The organism is Paenibacillus sp. FSL K6-2441 (assembly GCF_037964765.1).
Lineage (GTDB): Bacteria > Bacillota > Bacilli > Paenibacillales > Paenibacillaceae > Fontibacillus > Fontibacillus phoenicis.
Map to the genome: position 1 here is coordinate 3,652,863 of NZ_CP150174.1, position 18,437 is coordinate 3,671,299.

At 40.5% G+C, this 18,437-nt stretch carries 22 protein-coding genes; 5 read left to right on the plus strand and 17 right to left on the minus strand.

What is annotated here, in order from left to right:
* Positions 1 to 131: 131 nt before the first annotated feature.
* The 4 genes from NSQ80_RS16820 to NSQ80_RS16835 are packed head-to-tail and all read right to left on the minus strand — an operon-like array spanning position 132 to position 1,643.
* On the minus strand, positions 132 to 635 hold the full coding sequence (locus tag NSQ80_RS16820; protein ID WP_339300017.1) for a GNAT family protein: 504 nt from the start codon (positions 633 to 635) through the stop codon (positions 132 to 134).
* Positions 613 to 975 carry a YbaK/EbsC family protein gene (locus NSQ80_RS16825; RefSeq protein ID WP_339302182.1) on the minus strand — a complete coding sequence of 121 codons (363 nt, stop codon included), beginning with the start codon at positions 973 to 975 and terminating at the stop codon, positions 613 to 615. Before NSQ80_RS16825 ends, NSQ80_RS16820 begins: the two co-directional genes overlap by 23 nt.
* Entirely contained in the window at positions 959 to 1,354 is a 396-nt protein-coding gene (locus tag NSQ80_RS16830; RefSeq protein WP_339300019.1) for a hypothetical protein, read from the minus strand. The genes NSQ80_RS16825 and NSQ80_RS16830 overlap by 17 nt, the downstream gene beginning before the upstream one ends.
* 4 nt (positions 1,355 to 1,358) lie before the next feature.
* A complete protein-coding gene (locus tag NSQ80_RS16835) occupies positions 1,359 to 1,643 on the minus strand; it encodes a hypothetical protein (protein WP_339300021.1) in 285 nt (94 codons plus the stop codon).
* Positions 1,644 to 1,839: 196 nt separating this feature from the next.
* On the opposite strand from NSQ80_RS16835, the gene NSQ80_RS16840 reads away from it, so the two are divergent.
* Positions 1,840 to 3,204 carry an ISNCY family transposase gene (locus NSQ80_RS16840; protein WP_339300023.1) on the plus strand — a complete coding sequence of 455 codons (1,365 nt, stop codon included), beginning with the start codon at positions 1,840 to 1,842 and terminating at the stop codon, positions 3,202 to 3,204.
* A 417-nt stretch (positions 3,205 to 3,621) separates the two neighbouring features.
* On the opposite strand, the gene NSQ80_RS16845 is transcribed toward NSQ80_RS16840, so the two are convergent.
* A complete protein-coding gene (locus NSQ80_RS16845) occupies positions 3,622 to 3,969 on the minus strand; it encodes an AAA family ATPase (RefSeq protein WP_339300025.1) in 348 nt (115 codons plus the stop codon).
* A gap of 325 nt (positions 3,970 to 4,294) precedes the next feature.
* Here NSQ80_RS16845 and NSQ80_RS16850 point away from each other — a divergent pair, with 325 nt between their 5' ends.
* Together NSQ80_RS16850 and NSQ80_RS16855 are read left to right on the plus strand one after the other, a co-directional pair.
* Positions 4,295 to 4,531 (plus strand): hypothetical protein, encoded by a 237-nt coding sequence (locus tag NSQ80_RS16850; protein ID WP_016310982.1) that lies wholly within the window; start codon positions 4,295 to 4,297, stop codon positions 4,529 to 4,531.
* Complete coding sequence (locus NSQ80_RS16855; protein WP_212953172.1) at positions 4,515 to 4,781, plus strand: type II toxin-antitoxin system RelE/ParE family toxin; 267 nt, start codon at positions 4,515 to 4,517, stop codon at positions 4,779 to 4,781. The genes NSQ80_RS16850 and NSQ80_RS16855 overlap by 17 nt, the downstream gene beginning before the upstream one ends.
* Before the next feature lie 243 nt (positions 4,782 to 5,024).
* Here the strand turns inward: NSQ80_RS16855 and NSQ80_RS16860 are convergent, their stop codons facing one another.
* From NSQ80_RS16860 to NSQ80_RS16875, 4 genes are all read right to left on the minus strand, one after another.
* A complete protein-coding gene (locus NSQ80_RS16860) occupies positions 5,025 to 5,489 on the minus strand; it encodes a GNAT family N-acetyltransferase (RefSeq protein WP_339300029.1) in 465 nt (154 codons plus the stop codon).
* Positions 5,490 to 5,734: 245 nt separating this feature from the next.
* Positions 5,735 to 6,262, minus strand: coding sequence for a hypothetical protein (locus tag NSQ80_RS16865; RefSeq protein ID WP_339300031.1), 528 nt, complete (start codon positions 6,260 to 6,262; stop codon positions 5,735 to 5,737).
* Positions 6,263 to 6,480: 218 nt separating this feature from the next.
* Positions 6,481 to 7,512 (minus strand): DUF4917 family protein, encoded by a 1,032-nt coding sequence (locus NSQ80_RS16870; protein ID WP_339300032.1) that lies wholly within the window; start codon positions 7,510 to 7,512, stop codon positions 6,481 to 6,483.
* A gap of 235 nt (positions 7,513 to 7,747) precedes the next feature.
* Positions 7,748 to 8,629 (minus strand): hypothetical protein, encoded by an 882-nt coding sequence (locus tag NSQ80_RS16875; protein ID WP_339300034.1) that lies wholly within the window; start codon positions 8,627 to 8,629, stop codon positions 7,748 to 7,750.
* A 279-nt stretch (positions 8,630 to 8,908) separates the two neighbouring features.
* Between NSQ80_RS16875 and NSQ80_RS16880 the strand changes: the two genes are divergently transcribed.
* Positions 8,909 to 10,129, plus strand: coding sequence for an IS256 family transposase (locus NSQ80_RS16880; RefSeq protein ID WP_009226529.1), 1,221 nt, complete (start codon positions 8,909 to 8,911; stop codon positions 10,127 to 10,129).
* Between the two features lie 83 nt (positions 10,130 to 10,212).
* Here the strand turns inward: NSQ80_RS16880 and NSQ80_RS16885 are convergent, their stop codons facing one another.
* The 7 genes from NSQ80_RS16885 to NSQ80_RS16915 all read right to left on the minus strand — a co-directional run bounded on the left by NSQ80_RS16885 (position 10,213) and on the right by NSQ80_RS16915 (position 16,117).
* Positions 10,213 to 10,770, minus strand: coding sequence for an SMI1/KNR4 family protein (locus NSQ80_RS16885; protein WP_339300036.1), 558 nt, complete (start codon positions 10,768 to 10,770; stop codon positions 10,213 to 10,215).
* Positions 10,771 to 11,465: 695 nt separating this feature from the next.
* A complete protein-coding gene (locus tag NSQ80_RS16890) occupies positions 11,466 to 13,025 on the minus strand; it encodes an IS5 family transposase (RefSeq protein ID WP_339302183.1) in 1,560 nt (519 codons plus the stop codon).
* 162 nt (positions 13,026 to 13,187) lie between these two features.
* On the minus strand, positions 13,188 to 13,523 hold the full coding sequence (locus NSQ80_RS16895; RefSeq protein ID WP_339300037.1) for an HIT domain-containing protein: 336 nt from the start codon (positions 13,521 to 13,523) through the stop codon (positions 13,188 to 13,190).
* Between the two features lie 326 nt (positions 13,524 to 13,849).
* Positions 13,850 to 14,134 (minus strand): hypothetical protein, encoded by a 285-nt coding sequence (locus tag NSQ80_RS16900; protein ID WP_009225040.1) that lies wholly within the window; start codon positions 14,132 to 14,134, stop codon positions 13,850 to 13,852.
* Between the two features lie 250 nt (positions 14,135 to 14,384).
* The gene (locus NSQ80_RS16905) at positions 14,385 to 15,071 is read right to left on the minus strand and encodes a hypothetical protein (protein WP_260070379.1); all 687 of its coding nucleotides are present in this window, start codon (positions 15,069 to 15,071) and stop codon (positions 14,385 to 14,387) included.
* A gap of 414 nt (positions 15,072 to 15,485) precedes the next feature.
* Positions 15,486 to 15,833, minus strand: coding sequence for a DUF86 domain-containing protein (locus NSQ80_RS16910; RefSeq protein WP_339300040.1), 348 nt, complete (start codon positions 15,831 to 15,833; stop codon positions 15,486 to 15,488).
* Positions 15,830 to 16,117 carry a nucleotidyltransferase family protein gene (locus tag NSQ80_RS16915; RefSeq protein WP_036645127.1) on the minus strand — a complete coding sequence of 96 codons (288 nt, stop codon included), beginning with the start codon at positions 16,115 to 16,117 and terminating at the stop codon, positions 15,830 to 15,832. Before NSQ80_RS16915 ends, NSQ80_RS16910 begins: the two co-directional genes overlap by 4 nt.
* A 318-nt stretch (positions 16,118 to 16,435) precedes the next feature.
* On the opposite strand from NSQ80_RS16915, the gene NSQ80_RS16920 reads away from it, so the two are divergent.
* Entirely contained in the window at positions 16,436 to 17,335 is a 900-nt protein-coding gene (locus NSQ80_RS16920) for a hypothetical protein (RefSeq protein ID WP_339300042.1), read from the plus strand.
* A 393-nt stretch (positions 17,336 to 17,728) separates the two neighbouring features.
* Here the strand turns inward: NSQ80_RS16920 and NSQ80_RS16925 are convergent, their stop codons facing one another.
* Positions 17,729 to 18,421 (minus strand): toll/interleukin-1 receptor domain-containing protein, encoded by a 693-nt coding sequence (locus tag NSQ80_RS16925; RefSeq protein ID WP_339300044.1) that lies wholly within the window; start codon positions 18,419 to 18,421, stop codon positions 17,729 to 17,731.
* Positions 18,422 to 18,437 lie beyond the last annotated feature (16 nt).

Genomic DNA, 18,437 nt, shown 5'->3' on the forward strand with positions numbered 1-18,437 from the left:
TTACAGACTCTTCCTTTCGCTGGTTTCAGATAACGTTTTTGTATTCACGACGTCCCACCGTCTTAAGGCACTATCACCATGCCGGATGCGTGAATACGGTGTTATATGAAGTTCCTGGCTTCCTCGATTGGTCAGCTATATTCGGTTCTTAATAATCCCATTATTATTAATGATTCATAGTGGCTTTCCTTCTTTATACATTCACGCAAAGTGCCTTCCACCTTAAATCCAAGCGATTGATATACATGAAAGGCTCTCTGATTCCCTTCCTTCACATCTAGCCAGACTCTGTGGGCTTTCAATTGATTAAACAAATAATCTAATATCAATTTCATGACTTTCTTACCGTAACCTTGGTTCCTCACACTCAAATTGATTCGAACGATCTCATAACAACTATTCGGATTTTTCATCCCTTGAATGATTACATAACCTATTTTTCTTCTATTTGTATCCTCTACAATCAGATGTAGAGAATCATCGTTGGAGATCGCTCTCTCATGTTGTTCTCTGGACCATGACAAAATAAACTTCTTACTTTCCGGATCTTGTTCTGCCTGTAGTACATAATTTAAATCTTCAAGTTCTGTTTTTCTTATGAATAGTTCGTTATTACTGACAATGTACTGAGTCATTGTGGTCTATTCCTTTCAAATGTATTTCAGATGTAGGATTTATTAATGATACACTTCCTATTCGACTGCCTGTGGCTTCTTCTACTTCTTTGGGTTTTGCGAATCTAACTTCTTGAGCTTTTATTATTTCTTTGATCGTTTCCAGGTCTACATGCCCATAATCTCCTGATACTATCAGTGAGCAGTATCCTCTATCCGTCTTCAATATGAGGTTCGTAGCGTTGTCCGCATGAATCTGCTTTCCCGAAATGATTCGGGCGGATCGAGGGGCGAATGCTCTGGTGTGAATACAAGTGTCGAAATTATTGCCATCTCCGAACCACTCACAAATTTCTCGTATTTATTAAGTCGTTCTTCCAAAGAGAAATTACAACATCCATTTGCTGATTATGTTTCTTCTGGTTATCCCCTAAGGTTTGAAACCATAATGTTTTCATATCATTGATCAATTCAGGATTAAGGGATAAAAGGGTAAGAGCCCTTAGTCCATATTCTTTATTTAATTTTGATCTAGTATATGTTCCAGCTGGCACACCATTTACTAATCCAGACTCGCAAATACCTAAAAAAGTACCTTTGGGACAACCTTTCTTCTGTGAAGAAGTACCTTCACCAAAGATCTCTCTTGTAATAGTCTCCCATGCTAGCACTGGGTCATGGGTTATGCCAGTATTTAATAGAACTACAGATCTGACTGCTGCTTCTCCGTACTTACTCACAAAATCATCTCCGTGTTTCTTCTTGCTTACTGCTTGAGGTTTTAAATATTTTCTTTATTTGATCCTCAAAACACCCAATCAAAATTAATATTGTCCCTAACACACAAAATGTGATTCCAAAATAAGTTAGCTGTATTCCATGTGTTTCATCTAAGGCACTCCAATACTTCCCCTTGTCCGTATTCCACGATGTAACTAATGGTAAATAATTTACTGCTTGAATGTGGGCCGTAATATAGAGAGTTAATCCAAAAAACAAGAATGATAATCCACTGAGAATTTTCTTCATGAATTCCCTCCAGTTCTTTCTAGTTAGTTTCCCCTGAAAAAGTTAGGGTGTTTTGAGCATAATTAAAAGGAATTCAGCACCTCAAAATGGAAATTGTTATTGACGAGATAACAAAGTTCCACACCCCGAGGGAAGAATTCCTTTGCTATAGGAGTTCAACAGAAGCCCTCGGGAATCCTTCCAAGAGGTGAAGAAAATGTTGAAACTTCGAGACGAGCAATTGACCATCTGGGATGCCATTCTCCCGGAATCTGTTAGAAAGTTGCCGGTCGAGCTTGCAATCATAGATCAATTACTGGACGACGACCGTTTTCTTCAACCGTTTACTGAGTTGCACCCGAAAGGCAAGAAAAGCGGCCGTCCTACGCTTGCAATTGAAAAGTACATCCGTCTTATGGTCCTGAAGCATAAATACAATTTGGGCTACGAGTCACTCGTGAAGGAAGTCGGTGACAGCATCACATGGCGAATGTTCTGCCGGTTTGCCATCGACGAACCGATGCCCGACCCGTCTACGCTCATCTATGCCCGCAAACGCTACGGCGACAAGATCGTCGAAGACATCAATGCCGCACTCGTAAAGCAGTGTGAGGAAAAAGCCGTTCTGAAAACCCGCAAATTGCGCACGGATACGACGGTTGTGGAATCCGACATCCATCACCCGACAGACGCTACGCTGTTGCAAGATGGCGTAAAAGTCATCACTCGAACGATTCAGAAAATCCGGAAAATCGCCTCCCACACTGTTCAAGGCTTTGAAGATCGTACGGCAGAAATCAAGGAAAAGATTCTGTCCATCGCGAAAGTTCTACGTCGCCGCACCCGTGAATCTTGGGAAGAAGTTGACCGGATCACTGGGAGCGTAATCGAAGTAGCCGAGAACGTTGTGAACAAGGCGCAAGCCGTTATCGAGAAACTGCAAGACAAGGGCAAAGCTGCTCTTCGACAAAGTAAAACCAAACTGACCGAGGCGGTCACGCTAACCGGCAAGTTGTTGGAACAAGCCAAACAGGTCGTTTCCGGCAATCGAATCATCGCAGATCGGATCGTCAGTTTCTTTGACCCGGAAGCAAGACCGATTAAGAAAGGTAAGCTGGCCAAAGGAACTGAGTTCGGCTACAAGGTGCGAATCGACGAGACGGAAAGCGGCTTTGTGACCGGCTATGCTGTCTACGAGGGGAACCCCTCGGATGATGAACTGCTCGTTCCCGCTGTACAGGCGCATATCAAGCAATTCGGCAAAGCGCCGCAAGCTGTAGCGACCGACCGCGGTTTCTCAAGCAAGAAGAACGAAACGGCCATTACCGAACTTGGTGTGAAGCGAGCTAGCTTGCCGCGAAAGGGCAAAAAAGGCATTGCCCGATCCGAGTACGAAAACGAATTATGGTTCAAAGACTTGCAGCGTTACCGTGCAGCTGGAGAAGCGAAGATTAGTCTTCTCAAGCGGAAGTACGGTTTGAACCGCAGCAGGTATCGGGGCTTTGTCGGCTCAAAATGCTGGGTCGGCTTCGGGATTCTGACCCACAACCTGCAAAGAGCGGCAAAAATGCTCCAAAACTAACATGGAAACCGATCATTAGGGAAAGTTCCCCCTCACAACCCAGCCAGCAACCCGAAACTATTTTTGAAAATCGACTTTTTCAGGAGCAACTAGTTATATTCAAGCATAAATTCCAGCTAGCGTTATTGTATTCACGACGTCCCACCGACTTAAGGACACGCCAGGGTCCTGCTACTTCTGCGTCACTAGCAACCTTCGTGCCGGACCGATGGCTAAATGGCCCGATGCGTGAATTCTGTATTAGGTGATGCTCCCCTTTTCTCAACACCAACCATCAACTTATGATTTCTTTGATTCTTTGGACAATCTCTTCTGTGCCAATTTCACTTGTATCAATAATATTAGTATCCATATTCTCGTACATACTTAACCGCTCGATGCTCAATTTAATTTGTTCTTCTGATCTACCGCCTTGAATCATTCTTTGTCGTAATGCGGTTTCAGAACACAACAATGTAACCTTCTTAAGCTGAAAAAATCTAAATCACCTAAACGGACAAGTAATTCGTCCAGGATCTCTTTTCTATGAAGAACCCAGTTAAAAATGACATATTCGAATGTAGAGTTCGTTAAGAAGTTTCTGAGTAAATATGTAATATTATTCTTAACCATCCGTATGTTTTCTTCATTAAAGTTCCAAGGATTCATCATCCAACACCAATCACCATCTAACCATACTGCTTTATCAAGTGACTTATATAACCCTTGACAAACTGTGGTTTTTCCGACTCCCATTGTTCCGTTTATTACAATAAGTTTCTTCAATGAATCCACCTTCATTTTATAGATTAAGGGGAGTTTCGCCTAACGTTCTCGTATTTACGACGTCCCACCGACTTAAGGCACTGCCAGATGCCGGCTGCGCTTGCGCAGTTAGTCGGTGCGGATATGTCCGGCTGATCCCGCTTCCCCGAAACTGAAATCCCCTCTTCGACTTCACTTCTAACTCCTGCCGAACCGAGGGCGAATGCCCGATGCGTGAATACTGTGTTATCTGATGCCGGTGCCTTCTTCGAGTTACTAACTCCATTCCCTTAGGTGTATCTAATGTTATAATGGTTATAATTAGATCTTGAAAGGAGTTGGCAAAATGGCTGTAAATAAAGAACGATTTTATGAGTTGCTTGATCGACTATCCGATAAAGATCTTGAGTTGGTTTCCGAATTGATGGAGCGCCTCGCCAATATTCCCGTGAATAGAGAAATCCCTCTCGATGATGAACCAACAACTCAAGATGAATTAGATGCCATAAAGGATGCTCATGAAGCTTACTTAAGAGGTGAATTAATTAGCCTTAAGGATGTTGAACATGAATTACGAAATTAAGTTCCTAAAGGATGCCTTTAAGTATCTTCAAAAGCAGGATATCACAACTCGAAATCGCATTCTGGATCACTTAAAAATTCTTTCTGAAAATCCAAGACATCCAGAGCTCGACATAAAAAGAATGCAAGGTATGGAAAATCATTTTCGGCTTCGTGTTGGATCCTTTCGTGTGATTTATTCAGTAATTGATAATGAACTTATAATAATTGTTGTAAAGATAGGATCTCGCGGTGACATATATAAATCTTGATGGCACTTAAACTACAAGTGTCATTTATTTTGCCTCGCACCGGTTTCAGATAACGTTCGTGTATTCACGACGTCCTACCACCTTAAAGGAGCGAAGCGACTGGCCGCGACCGCGGTTAGGTGGTAGGATGTGTCCGGCTGATCAAGCTTCCTCGCTACTGAAAATTCATCACCGAATACTCTTCTAACTTCTGCCGGACCGAGGGCCGAATGGCCCGAAGCGTGAATATGGTGTTATGCGTAGTTACTGTCTTCTTGAGTTACCTTCAATTCCCTTGTCGATCTTCTTAACAAATCTATATCCATTAATCTCATATCCTAATTTCTTATAAAATTCATGTGCATCTAATCTCTCTTCTTTTATTGCACTTGTTAGATATAATGCATTGAAGCCTTTTTCTTGTATCCAGGCTTCTACATGCTTAATTAATGCTTTTCCTACGCCTTGTCCTTGATATTGTTTCTTAGTTACTAATGCTGCTATTTGAGTCTTTAAATCATTACTTACATAACTCTGTTGAATTCTAATTCCGATCATACCGACGACGATATCATCCTTGCTCGCAACGAATGTAAAGTAACCAGGTGTTGCATCAATTATCTCCATTCGTTTCTTCATGTCTTCTATTGAAGAAGGAGTGCCCAAATCAGTCATTAATTCCGTCAACGCTTCAATATCCGAAAATGAATAAGGACGAACAATAATCACTTCAATTCCTCCATGGTTTCAATATCTCTTGCACTACAGTAATTACGCATAACGTTTCGGCATTCACGAACCCTCACTGGCTTAAGCTGCCGGCCGATCCGTTTAGGATCTGGTCGCCGGGTCGAAGACTTAGCCAGTGCAGGGTTGTCCGCTGATATCGCTTCCAAGAATACGCCGCTCCCGGACCGAGGGCGAATGCCCGATGCGTGAATGCGATGTTAGATGAAGTCCCTGTCTTCTTCGAGTTACTCTTCTTCCGTTTTTTTAATATCAATTATCTCACTTAGTTTCTGATGGTGATCTTGGTGAACTTCTCCCCAAATCAAATTTGTAAAATTCTCCTTATCAAACCATAAATATAGATCAACCTGATCCAAATCATTCCCGACTCTATCAACTCGATGGATCTTCATGTACTGCCCATTGTCCAATAGAGCATGCCCTGTCAAAGTAATGAATAGATCATGAACATTCTTTAAAGTATCAAAATTTACAAATGCTATTACGTTTGGAATAGTTCTATTTGGATTTATGCTCTTGAATTGTTTTACTGCTTTATGTACATGACTTGAAATTGAATTATAAGTTGGATCATCTTTTACTCCCAAAAAATCATCATATTCAAGGGTCTTTTCTTCACAATAGAAGACCAATTCACCATCTAGATACACTTCATAATCAGGTGTTTTCACATCACTTTCAGGTATTTTCTTAACTTCAAATCCAAGGGATTCTAAAAACCTTTTAACAATCTCTTGACCTTGTTCTGCCATTTAAATCCTTCCCTTCTGTTGAGATTTGCTAATTTGTCTATTACAGGGATTTCATCTAACGTTCTTGTATTCACGAAACGCCCCAGCCTTAGATAGCTCTTATCTTGGGCTGGGGCGTTTGTTGTCTGAGCTTCTTCCATGATTATACATCTGACAACCGAGGGGCAATAGCCCTGAAGCGTGAATACAGTGTTATATGCTGTCGACGCCTCAACGATCTACTTAAATGCTTCTTCCATTTCAATATTTCTTAAGGATTCAAAAAAATATCTTGCATTAAAAAATGCTAATTCAATTGAACTACCTTCAAAATTCTCTCTAACTTCACGTATAATTTTTTCGTGATTATCCACATCATATATACCATATGCGATCTTTTGTATCGATGAGTGTTTGATTGCATCAATAATATGCTTATCGCTATCTTTATCTAGAGATTGTCCGTATATTGTCAGTCCTTTAGAAGCTGTAGTTAACGCACTGTAACAAAAACTTAAATATTTATTATTCAAGATATTGTTTAGTTTTTGTTTCCAAGTGCCTTCTGATATATATAGTGGAAAATATCCTGATTCATACGTCTCTGTAATAGTATGTAGCAAAGGTAAATCTGTTCTACCTACTGGATTTCTTTTAGTTGTTATTTTAATTATTTCACCTTTATTCATATACAAATGTAATGAACCATGAAGGTAATATAGTCTTATTGGATTATCTTTAGGAGGAACTCCTGGTCCGGCACCAAAAATTATCATTTCAGAATCTTTATCATAACCAAAACCATCTGCAACTTTCCTAACACCATTTACTTTATTAAGTGCCCAATATGCCAATAGATCATAATTTGTAGTAAAGACTTTTTCTTGAAATAATCTGAATGTTGCTTTAAGATCATTATCTTGTTCAATAGTCAATTCATTAGGTTCAGGATGAACTTTCCTTACTGTTTCAATTAAGGCATCTTTAATTCTTTGGTAGCTATTTTCAATTGGATTGTATTCTATATTAAAAATTCTATTGGTGTTACTTGAAATACCTAAGATTCGGAGAACATACTCAAAATTGGTTGTATTTAGATTTTCAAATAAATCAATGTCCTCTTTCAAAAACAATTCTTTTGCTTCTTCAAACAAATTACTATACATAAACTTGGTACCAAAATTAATAGAAAAGCCGTTTCCAAACAATAGGTTTGTTAGATATATTTTATCTATACTTATAAGCTCTTCAAACGTTTTTAAATTCTCCATGATATGTTCACCCCTAATTATGTTCTGTCGATTGCATATAACGTTATCGTATTCACGACGTCGATCCCCCTTAGATAGCTCCTATCTTAGGGGGATCGATGTGTCCGGCTGATCCCGCTTCCCCGAAACTGAAAATCCTCTCCGAATCCTCTTCTAACTTCTGCCGGACCGAGGGCCGAATGGCCCGATGCGTGAATACTGTGTTAGACGAAGGTCACGACATCCTGGAATACTATCAAAATGGTAAATCATCTTTAACAATTAGGTACAAATCTACAAAATACGTGATATAAGAAGCAACTAAATTTAATACAAGTTCAGCTTCTAAATCTGTTACACGATATCCATTTAGTGCAGAATGAGATATTCCCTGACCACTTCCTCGGTAAGCATAAATTTTCTTCATACTCTGAGAAATTGGTGTCGGTATTTCGTCTTCGGCACTACCTTCAAGCTCATTCAATGCTTGAGTAAAGTTATTTGAAGCGTTCTTTCCGGTGCAGATTTCAATAGCACACTCAAAAGCACATAAAGCTTCTTTTACACAATTATGATAATCAGGTTCTGGCGTTTGATTGAAGAATTTTAGTGCTTTATTATAATGTTTCCTTACCTCATTCAAATTACTGTCTGCAAGTATAGAACCCATCTTCTTTATATTTTTTTGCGTTTGGGCTCTACCCCTCCTTTCAAACAGTCCACCCACAAACCTATAATCCATGTTCTCTTCAGATAATAGTTGATTGATTTCATCCGAAAAGTACTTCCTTACAGATTCAATAGATTCTAATTGTGTATAATTATCTGTTAAAAATCTTGAATAGATTCTTTCACAGAATGTAAAGACCTTTGGCCATTCAGTTTGCTCTAATAGCCACATAAGTTCATCATGAAATGTATGGAATTGACTTCCTGAACTATCAATCCTAGAGATTCTATATGCTTCAGTAATAATTGTATTCCAAGCTGAACCAGTATGACCTTCAAGAATATACTTTCTATTTATAAGATCATCAATTACATAGGATAAAGCTATCTTTGCTGAATTCGGAAAATCATTAATAATTGGTTTTCCAGATGATAATCCGAATCTTTGTTCAAATGTGACCTCATTCATAAGAATCTCTTCCTTTCAGCATTTCGTGACTTTCGTCTAACGTTATGGCATTCACGAACCCTCACCGGCTTAAGCGCGTAGCGCGGGTCGTCAGACTTAGCCGGTGCAGGGTTGTCTGCTGAATCAGCTGCTTTAGAAAATGCTTCTCGCGGACCGAGGGGCGTTAGCCCCGATGCGTGAATGCGGTGTTAGACGACGTGCTTTTCGAGTCTGTAAAATAGTTTGTGTAAACTCCCAAATCTATTAAAATGGAAAGTAATAGAAAGGTTGGGAGAACACATGGGACTATGGACAAAAGAGCAACTACGGACGTTTATTAAGGAGAACAAGCTGGTAACGGCTCAGGATGCGCAAAATGCCTTGAAAGAACTGTTTGCTGAAACTCTTCAAGAGATGCTGGAAGCAGAGCTCGATACGCATTTAGGCTACGAAAAGCATGAGGTCAAAGCCAAGATGACGCCAAATAGCCGAAATGGCAAGAGCAAGAAGACGGTGGTCAGCGAATACGGAGAGCAGGAAATTATGGTTCCACGGGATCGGATGGGTGAGTTCGAGCCCGTTGTTGTGCAGAAACACCAGAAGAATGTAACTGGCATCGAAGATCAGATCATCGCCCTGTACGCCAAAGGAGTCAGCACACGAGAGATTCAAGACCATCTGCAAAACCTGTACGGCATCGAAGTCTCGCCTACGCTCATTTCCAATGTTACCAACAAAATCGTGCCTCTCATTAAGGAATGGCAGAATCGGCCGCTTCAAGGCGTGTACGCCGTCGTTTACATGGATGCGATTCACTTCAAAGTGAAGCAGGACGGTGCCATTGTAAACAAAGCGGCCTACATGGTTATCGGCATCGACCTGGACGGAAACAAGGATGTGCTCGGCATGTGGATCGGGGAGAATGAATCCAGTAAGTTCTGGCTAAGCGTCCTAAATGACCTGCGAAATCGTGGTGTCCAAGACATTCTCATCATCTGTGTGGACAATCTCAGTGGTTTCTCCGAAGCGATTGCTGCCTGCTATCCAAAGACCGAGATCCAAAAGTGTATCATCCACCAAATCCGTAATTCCACTCGCTACGTGTCGTACAAGGATCTCAAGAAAGTCACTGCGGACCTGAAGCCGATTTACAAGGCAGCAACTGAGGAAGGGGCGCTCTTGGAACTGGACCGCTTCGAGGAAGTCTGGGGCGTCAAGTATCCGCTCATTGTCCGCTCTTGGCGCAACAACTGGGAGGAGCTCTCGACCTTCTTCAAGTACCCACCTGAGATCCGCAAACTCATCTACACAACAAATATGATTGAGAGTTACCACCGACAGCTTCGCAAGGTGACCAAGGGAAAGAGTATTTTTCCGACTGATGAAGCTCTGCTGAAAATGCTCTATCTGGCCACGATGGATGTGACCCGCAAATGGACAGGCCGCGTCCAAAACTGGGGACAGATGCTGCTTCAGCTTTCGGTCTTCTTTCCGGATCGGATCAGCAACTACTTACGTTAGAAACGCCAAATCCCCCCTCGGGGGGATTGCTTGGAACTGAGTTTACACAGAAATCTTGACAGACCCTGCTTTTCTTCAATGAGTTAACCCACAAGATCCTTCCAAAAACGAATATCTTTTATTTCGTTAAAGTCCATTTCATGATGTTGTTTTTCACTATATTCAATCTTGAAATTTTCCACTAAGTTCTCCCCGTAATAGATAATATCAGTCTGATATATAGAGAATACTGGGTTTAACCTTTGATCCGGTTCTGCAGGAATATATCGATGCGAATAGATTGGAATCATTGCTGGTGCATTCATAAACTCTCTTCTACAAATTTCCTTTGCTTCTTCAATGTTCTGTGGCTTCTCTCCCCACGAGTCATACCAAAACGAATTATGTTCTATGTCAAACATCATTCCTTCTAACGGCCAGGACAATCTATCCTTTATAGATTTCATATTATTCTCAGAGAAATCTCTCCAATTAACAAAACCGTTTTGGACAGGCAATAGGATTTGTAAAAGTTCTTTTAAACCCGGAGGAAATCGAACTCCATAAATACTTTCAACTTGAATAATCTCTTCTAGAGATAACCCTGATTCACTTTTAACGTTATTACGATTTAAAATGTCAATAATTACTTCCATCTTCATCTTATAATTCTCCCCGTAAAAGCATGTCGTCTAACGTATCGTGTTCCCGACGTCGAAAGGCTTAAGCCGCTGACCCGTCGAGCGCAGCGAATCAGGTTGCCGGGTGGCTCCGCCACTTAGCCTTGCAGACGTGTCCTCCTGAATTCCCTTCCTTGCTACTGAATTAGCACCGTAATGATTCCACTTCATATATCTTCGGGCGGACCTTGCGGCTACAGCCGCGTTGCGGGAACATTGTGTTATCTGCCGTCGTTCTTCACTGCAATTTCTTTTTACTGCCTTTATTTCTTTTATATACTTCTATGTATCCTCTTCATGATGTTTCATCGTTATTAACTCACGACTCTTACTGAACCAAGTCCTAGCTACTGCTTACTTCTTTTAGCCCTCTTCTCGTAGTCAACTAGATACCTTTGATCTGCTTCGTGTTATTCAGCTTTTCATTCTTTCCCACTTCTTCGACTAGACGATGGCAGATAACGTTGTTGCATTCACGAATCCGAGAGGCTTAAGTGAGCGTAGCGAACGGGTCGATATACTTAGCCTCGCAGGAATTGTCCGCTGATTCTCTTCTCCGAAATCCCTCTTGCGGACCGAGGGGCAGCTTTAGCTGACCCGATGCGTGAATGCGGTGTTATATGATGCCTACGACTTCTATGATCTACTTAGGGCTTGCTGAACAAGATTCGTTCCATCTACACCCAACGCAAGTCTCTAAACCCAAGCAGTCTGAAAAAATGCAAAAAGAGAACACGCAGTCGCCGCTCCAGATTCATGACCAGAAACTGAAGGGCGATGACGGTCAAACTGGTTTCGGCGCCACGCGCCCGAATGCGACCTAGGCCCAATTTGCGCTTGCCTTCTCCAAATTTTCCTTCGATCGCATTACGCTGTACAGCGTCCTGGCGCTCTTGCCGACGATCGGCGACTTCACTTTGCTCTTTCGAGGGTCTGCCGAGCTTCGGGCCACTAAGGCGAATCCCTAGCGTTTTGCAATAGTTCAGGTTGTCTCGATTGCGGTAGATTTTATCGGCTAGAATGACGGCGGGATAATACCCGAATCGCTGTTTGTACGCTTCCACCGATGCTTGCAGCGTGGTTGCCTCGTTGAAGCTGTCCCATTGTGCCGTTTCGATCCAAGCGTAACCGTCCACCAGACTGGCGGCGATTTTGGCGCCGAACTCCACGTTCGCTCCAGCTTTGCCTCGAACCATCGGACGTACATGCGGCTGTTCGATACTCACGATGCGATCGGCGACGACATGCGTATTCTTCTCTAGCATTTCGCGCTGCTGACGGTAGAGCTCCGAGATGATCAGAAGCTGGCGATAGTGTCTTTTGCTCAGTTCCGTGAGAGGCGTATACTTCACGAGGGCTTCAATAATCCGCAGATTCCGTCCCACGTAGCCAAGTTGCTTTTTGATCGCTTTGCGGATCACCTTGCCCGATGCCTTGCGTTGCTTGGAAACACTCAGGTACGATTTTCTGGCTTTCTCGCGGTACGTGCGCGGCCTCTCCATCGCTCCGACATGGGGACGGTGCAGCACGTCGATGATGTCTTCCAGGATTTCACGGGCGTGATTCAGCAGCCCCAAGTCAGTCGGATACTTGATGTCCGCAGGCGCGCATGTCGCATCCAGCATGAGGGTGCCCTTGTTCATGACTTCCGCTGTCGGTGCGGCTGTAGATGGCAGGACGTGTAGCTTTTTCGCCATGTTGCGGGGTTTCTTCGCCACAACAGGGGGCTCCTCGGGAATAGAGAAAGCGTCCCCTACCTCCATGGTGAGCTGCGAGCCGCCCGCGTCGTTGTCGTCGTCATCGCGATCTCGCTTGGACGATTTCGGTTTCGCCTCGACCTCTCGCTCTGCTTGCAGCGCGGCTTGGGCGATCCAGTCGTTGACTTCAGCTAGGATTTCCAAGCCGAGCCGTTCCCGAAAATGCGTGAGCAGGGAGTGATGAAACGGCACTTTATCGACATACGCGGTGTAGCCCAAGAAGAACTGCAAATATGGATTTTCCTGGATTTGTAAGGTGGTCTCGCGGTCACTTAAACCAAGGCGCTCTTTGATGATGAGCGAGCCGAGGGCGATACGTGCCGAGTACGCCTTTTGGCCGATGGCTGGGGACTTGAACGAGCTCACATATTTCTCTTCTACTTTGTCCCAAGGGATGATCGCCGCAAGCTGCACCCACCGATTGGTTGGATTTAATTTTCCGCCAAAGGGCAAATAGAAGTTTTCCAACAAGTCTGCCATATCTCGATTCAGCACGAACACTTTCGCTCACTCCATCTGCAAGGTTTTTTACCGATTTTCCGTGTTTTCTTTGCAGATGAATTCGACAAAAGTGCCTCTAAACCCTTGTGAGATAAGGATTTTTTGATTATTCAGCAAGCCCTACTTAACATATTATTCTTCTTAGTTCCTAACCTTTTTCCCATATACTACATGCCAATGTAGATGTTTAGATTCTTGGTATTCACCTAGGTTAGTTACTATTCGGCAAGCTCCATGATTCGATATTATTGTCTTTGATACATGCGACACTACTTCCAGTAGTTCTATAAGTAATTTATGGTCTTCAGCATCCATAAGGCTTATCAGAGAATTAATATGCTTCTTTGGAATAACAACAATATGTACTTCGTAAAACGGACGTGTATGATGATACGCTAGTACATTATCAGTCTCTAAAACTTTATTTACTTCAATATTTCCACTCAACACTTCGTCACAATAAAAATCGTTCGTCAAAGTATCACCGCCTAATAAAATTGGAAATGCTCAGGCTGGTTCATAAATTTCTTCTGTGATTTAACATCTATGTTTAAATGTTTGCGTAGGTTTCATATAACGTTTCCGTGTTCACGACGTCCCACCGACTTAAGCCACGAAGTGGCGGCCGCGATGCGGTTAGTCGGTGCGGATGTGTCCGGCTGATTCTGCTTCCCAGCAGCTGCCAATTACATCCCTGAATCCACATCTTACTCCTGCCGGACCGAGGGGCGAATGCCCCGAAGCGTGAACATGGTGTTAGACGAAGTTATTGCCATCTTGATATGCCTGCATTAATGTTCTTATTACTCATTTTTCATTTCATTTCTAATTCTATTCTCAATAACAAGTAAATCTTCTCTTGCATCCTTAGCAATAATCTTCAATATAATTCCCAATAAAATAAGAAATATAGAAACTAGAAATGAAAATATTGTTATAAGTTTTCCAAGCAATTTATCTTTAATATCGTAATCTATAAGCTCATTAAAGTTGCTTGTACTAAAGAAAATAATACCTAAGAAAAAGAATACAACCCCTACTAAAATAAGCCAGATTGATAGTTTTTTGGCTCTTTCAAAATACGGCATAGTAATCCTCCAATCAAATTATTATTTCGATTTAAATCAACAAATTTAAAGTCCTTTGATGTGAGGTTTTTACTGTATTGCAATAATTTCGTCTAACGTTCTTGCATTAACGACGCCCCACCACCTTAAGGCTCCAGAGGAACCGGCCGCGATGCGGTTAGGTGGTGCGGGTGTGTCGCCTGTGATAGCCTCTTCGAAATGCCTCGGGCGACCGTGGGACGGCGAGCCGACCCGATGCGTGAATGCATTGTTAGCTGATGTTGCTGCCTTCTCTTGAAATTTCCCGCGAGGTATTTCTTCTATAATTATCAAATAATTTTTTTATATCCGATTTTCTTGTTACATAGCTAGTTAATACTTGACTATTCTGAACAAAGTTACTAACTTTCTTAATATTGATGTTACAGAAGAAAAGAATCCTTAGTTTTAATTTACCTCTTAAATTATCATCTATGGTTTTCTTAAAGCTAAGTCTTATAAACAATATCTCATACGCAGCATAGAGTACAAAAAAATATATGTAGATTACAAACATCAATGAAAGGAGTAGCGGTAAAAGAAAGTCCTTAATTAATTCACTTACGTTAATTTGATCTAAGCCTAATATAATTGATCTTATTGAGTGAATTATTACAATGAACCCTATTATAAATAATATAGCGTTGAAGAAGTTCTTTATGATTGCATTTCTATTTTGGTAATCTGCCGAATGTTCTATAAATCCTACAAATATAGAAGAAACGATAATAAGAAACACAATTACAATCTCCCATATTACTCTGAAACTATAAAGGTTAGTAATGAACTCTACGATAGCGACTATTTTGACATTTTCTTTAATCATATTATAAAAGTAGCTAATATCTTTTGCCTTTCCGATTGCAGATGACGCAGAAATTACACCGGTAACGAAAAACCATACAAGTGTGTCTTTCAACTGTCTATATTCCCAGAATCCAATCTTTATTAAAATATAGATCATTAACAAGTAATAAATACACATAGTGATATACCAATATACTAACTTTCTACTAAACATAATTTTTAGCATACCTGGAATTTGTGCTCTTACATTATGTAAAGAGAGTGCATACAAAATAAAAATCAATATCCAAAATCCAATAGCTAGTTCCCTATTGCTAAATACTTGATTTAATTGTGAGAGCCACATTTTATCATCTCGCTCTTTTGTGTTTTCGCAGCAATGTCAGCTAACGTTTTTGTATTCACGAAACGACCCAGCCTTAGATAGCTCTTATCTTAGGCTGGGTCGTTTGTTGTCTGAGCTTGCTTCTTCGGTTATTCGTCTGACAACCAAGAGACAATTAAGTCTCGCAGCGTGAATACGGTGTTAAGTGAAGTCTCCCTCTTCTTGAATTGCCCTCACGATAATGGGTTTAACTTCTTTTAGGTTTCTTGTAGCTACTTCCCAAACGATACTTTCATCAATTCCAAAATATTCGTGAATCAAGATATTCCTTAGTCCGATCATATTCTTCCAAGGGACTTCTGGATACTTCTTCTTAACTTCATCGCTAAGATTTCTAGCGGCTTCTCCGATAATTTCTAAGTTTCTTATTACTGCATCCAAAAGCATTTGATTAGCTAAAAACTCATCATATTTAACGGCACCGAGATAAGTTTCTATCCGATTAATTGACTCTAGAATGTCCATTAGTACATTAACCGATCGCTTCACTGATATTGTACCTCGCTAAGAATTTCATCTTTCATATAAGATTTAATGGCATTAGGGGTTACAAGATCGACTTCTCTGCCAAATACAGACTCTAAATAATCCTTCAAATCCAAAAATTCAAATCCTACTGGACGAGAAAATTCAACTAATAAATCGATATCACTTGTTTCCGTCTGTTCATCTCGAGCAAAAGAACCAAATAATCCTATCTTCGAAACATAAAAACGATCCATCAAAAATCTCTTTTCAATCCTTAACTTGTTTTCAATATCTTCTCGCTTCATTGAATTCCCTCCTTGTTTCAAGATTATGTTTTCATTATAACCTAATGGATATTATTTTGTTCGTATTGTCTTTAAAGGGAGATTTCACTTAACGTTCTTGTATTCACGAACCCGAGAGCCTTAAGTGAACAACGGGAACGGGTCGCCAGACTTAGGCTCGCAGTGGTTGTCTGCCTGATCCCCTTCTTCGAAATGCCGCGGGCAGACCAAGGGGCATTAGCCCTGCAGCGTGAATACGGTGTTAGACGAAGTACTTGTCCTCTTTGAGTTTACTGATATAGTTATTATTAAATCCTTAATGTCCTTGGAGGTAATATCTTGAGAAATCTTGTGGACGATTATTTAACTCATAATTTAACCCCTTTACTTTTAGAATTTGGTGCAAATACAGAAGTTGTCTCGAAAGTCTGCGCTGATATCAACTCAAGGTTATCGTCAATAATTTATCGTTGGAGTGATGAAGAATTCCGTTCAACAATACTCCTACATGGAATTGAAGAAGCCACATACTATAGCCCTGTGAGTGATATAAATATAAGGGCACTTGTGGTAGTTTGTATTAGAAATAGCTTGCTAGAGGACCTTTCAAGCACAAGATCTGCAGCCAAAAGTCTTGGTTTATCAAATCCTATTATCTCAGATGACCAAATTAAGAAAATTACTTCGGATGCTATTACTTTCTTCTCAAATAACGACCTGCTGTCAGCATCCCAACAAATCACTAAGCCTCTAGTGGATCCTTTCGAAAAGATTCAATTTGAGTATCCTCTAGCCTGGTATGTAATGAGAAAACTTAGTAAATGTACTAATTTTACAACATTTGGGGCCAAAGAAATTTTGAAAAGTAATGACTATACTACCAACAAAAGTAATGCATCGGATATCTTTGTAGAAGTTCAAAGTGGAATTGACCCCACTATTAATCATACCTTAAACAAAATACTTGAAAGTATTAGAAACAGGAAACAGCACTTTTTCTTTTCGGACTCTTTCAAGATGATAACAAGGCACCCAGAGAAATTGTATAAAATTATTGAATTCGTCCTAAATGCAAATGCTCCAGTAGTTACCTTTAACTATTACATTAGTAATGGCTATGTTGCACGCAGAACTAATTTGTTAAAACCAGCCCACTCAGAGAAAGATCTTAACGAAAAGTACAAGAATACTAATGGCTTAAGAAAGGCGCATTTAGAGATAATTAAAATCATGCGCTGATTTTAATGTTCTGATCACTTACAAGTATTTCGTCTAACGTTACTGTATTCACGACGTCCGACGTAGTCGGATGTGTCCGACTGATTCCACTTCTCGATTCATAACTTCTGCCGGACCGAGGGCCGAATGGCCCGATGCGTGAATATAATGTTAGCTGATGCATCTGCTTCCTTGAAAAACAGAATTAATTGAATTTTTTATTTGTTAATACAAAATGTGTATTTTTGTAAGGGCAATTCCTATTAAATAATTCAAAAGCTAAATCAATTATTCTTTTATCGAATTTTTTGAACTCTTTATATACCTTTTCTTTATCAGAAAACGATACTTGTAAAAGCAATCCGTATAAATTATATTTAGTCAAATAATTTCTAGAATTAGGAACATGCTCAATTAAGTCAAAGTACGTAGAAGCGATAGCTTCCCATATGGAGACTTCTCTTTCCGGATTAGTGTCATGTTTCCAAAATTGTCTATTGTTTGTTCTAGAGTAATATCATAAAAATCTTTAAAAAGGTGATGAACGAGTTTAATCCTATTGATCAGTTGCTTCGGTAATTTAGCATGTCTGACGGGGAATAGGTTAATCGTTTCCTCCATATTTACACTAATTTCATTAGTCTTGTCCTCATATATTTGTTCATACAATATCTTTCTCGTTAGGTTTTCAAATATATCCGGTCTTACTACTTTACACAATTCTAAACCTATCTCCATTACATCCATCCCACTTGTATTTAATGCGTATTTATCTGCAAGAAAAGGACTAAATTTAAGTAAGTCCTCTTTGGTTATAGTATGCCAGATAGGCAAAATAGCCTTACCATAGGCTATCTCTTTACTTATTAGGCTTTTCAACTCGTAATCTGTCCAACTCTTTCGCATAAATGCTTCGCTTAATACTACTACTCCAAACGACGAGTTTATTAGACCCATATCAATAGACTTAGATAAACTATCACCTGGTTTCAATGAAAATTCATCGTACCAGACTGTAACCTTTAATTTTTGTAATGCTACCGCTAATGGTCTTACAAAGGTTTCTTTATCTTCTGAAGCGTGTGAGATAAACAAATCATAATCCATAGTTATTCTGCTCCTT

Bases quoted from the DNA above. Each gene is read 5' to 3' on its own strand.
- NSQ80_RS16820 (WP_339300017.1), bottom strand. From the start codon at position 635: ATGACTCAGTACATTGTCAGTAATAACGAACTATTCATAAGAAAAACA.
- NSQ80_RS16835 (WP_339300021.1), bottom strand. From the start codon at position 1,643: ATGAAGAAAATTCTCAGTGGATTATCATTCTTGTTTTTTGGATTAACT.
- NSQ80_RS16840 (WP_339300023.1), top strand. From the start codon at position 1,840: ATGTTGAAACTTCGAGACGAGCAATTGACCATCTGGGATGCCATTCTC.
- NSQ80_RS16850 (WP_016310982.1), top strand. From the start codon at position 4,295: ATGGCTGTAAATAAAGAACGATTTTATGAGTTGCTTGATCGACTATCC.
- NSQ80_RS16855 (WP_212953172.1), top strand. From the start codon at position 4,515: ATGAATTACGAAATTAAGTTCCTAAAGGATGCCTTTAAGTATCTTCAA.
- NSQ80_RS16865 (WP_339300031.1), bottom strand. From the start codon at position 6,262: ATGGCAGAACAAGGTCAAGAGATTGTTAAAAGGTTTTTAGAATCCCTT.
- NSQ80_RS16870 (WP_339300032.1), bottom strand. From the start codon at position 7,512: ATGGAGAATTTAAAAACGTTTGAAGAGCTTATAAGTATAGATAAAATA.
- NSQ80_RS16875 (WP_339300034.1), bottom strand. From the start codon at position 8,629: ATGAATGAGGTCACATTTGAACAAAGATTCGGATTATCATCTGGAAAA.
- NSQ80_RS16880 (WP_009226529.1), top strand. From the start codon at position 8,909: ATGGGACTATGGACAAAAGAGCAACTACGGACGTTTATTAAGGAGAAC.
- NSQ80_RS16885 (WP_339300036.1), bottom strand. From the start codon at position 10,770: ATGAAGATGGAAGTAATTATTGACATTTTAAATCGTAATAACGTTAAA.
- NSQ80_RS16890 (WP_339302183.1), bottom strand. From the start codon at position 13,025: ATGGCAGACTTGTTGGAAAACTTCTATTTGCCCTTTGGCGGAAAATTA.
- NSQ80_RS16900 (WP_009225040.1), bottom strand. From the start codon at position 14,134: ATGCCGTATTTTGAAAGAGCCAAAAAACTATCAATCTGGCTTATTTTA.
- NSQ80_RS16915 (WP_036645127.1), bottom strand. From the start codon at position 16,117: ATGAAGCGAGAAGATATTGAAAACAAGTTAAGGATTGAAAAGAGATTT.
- NSQ80_RS16925 (WP_339300044.1), bottom strand. From the start codon at position 18,421: ATGGATTATGATTTGTTTATCTCACACGCTTCAGAAGATAAAGAAACC.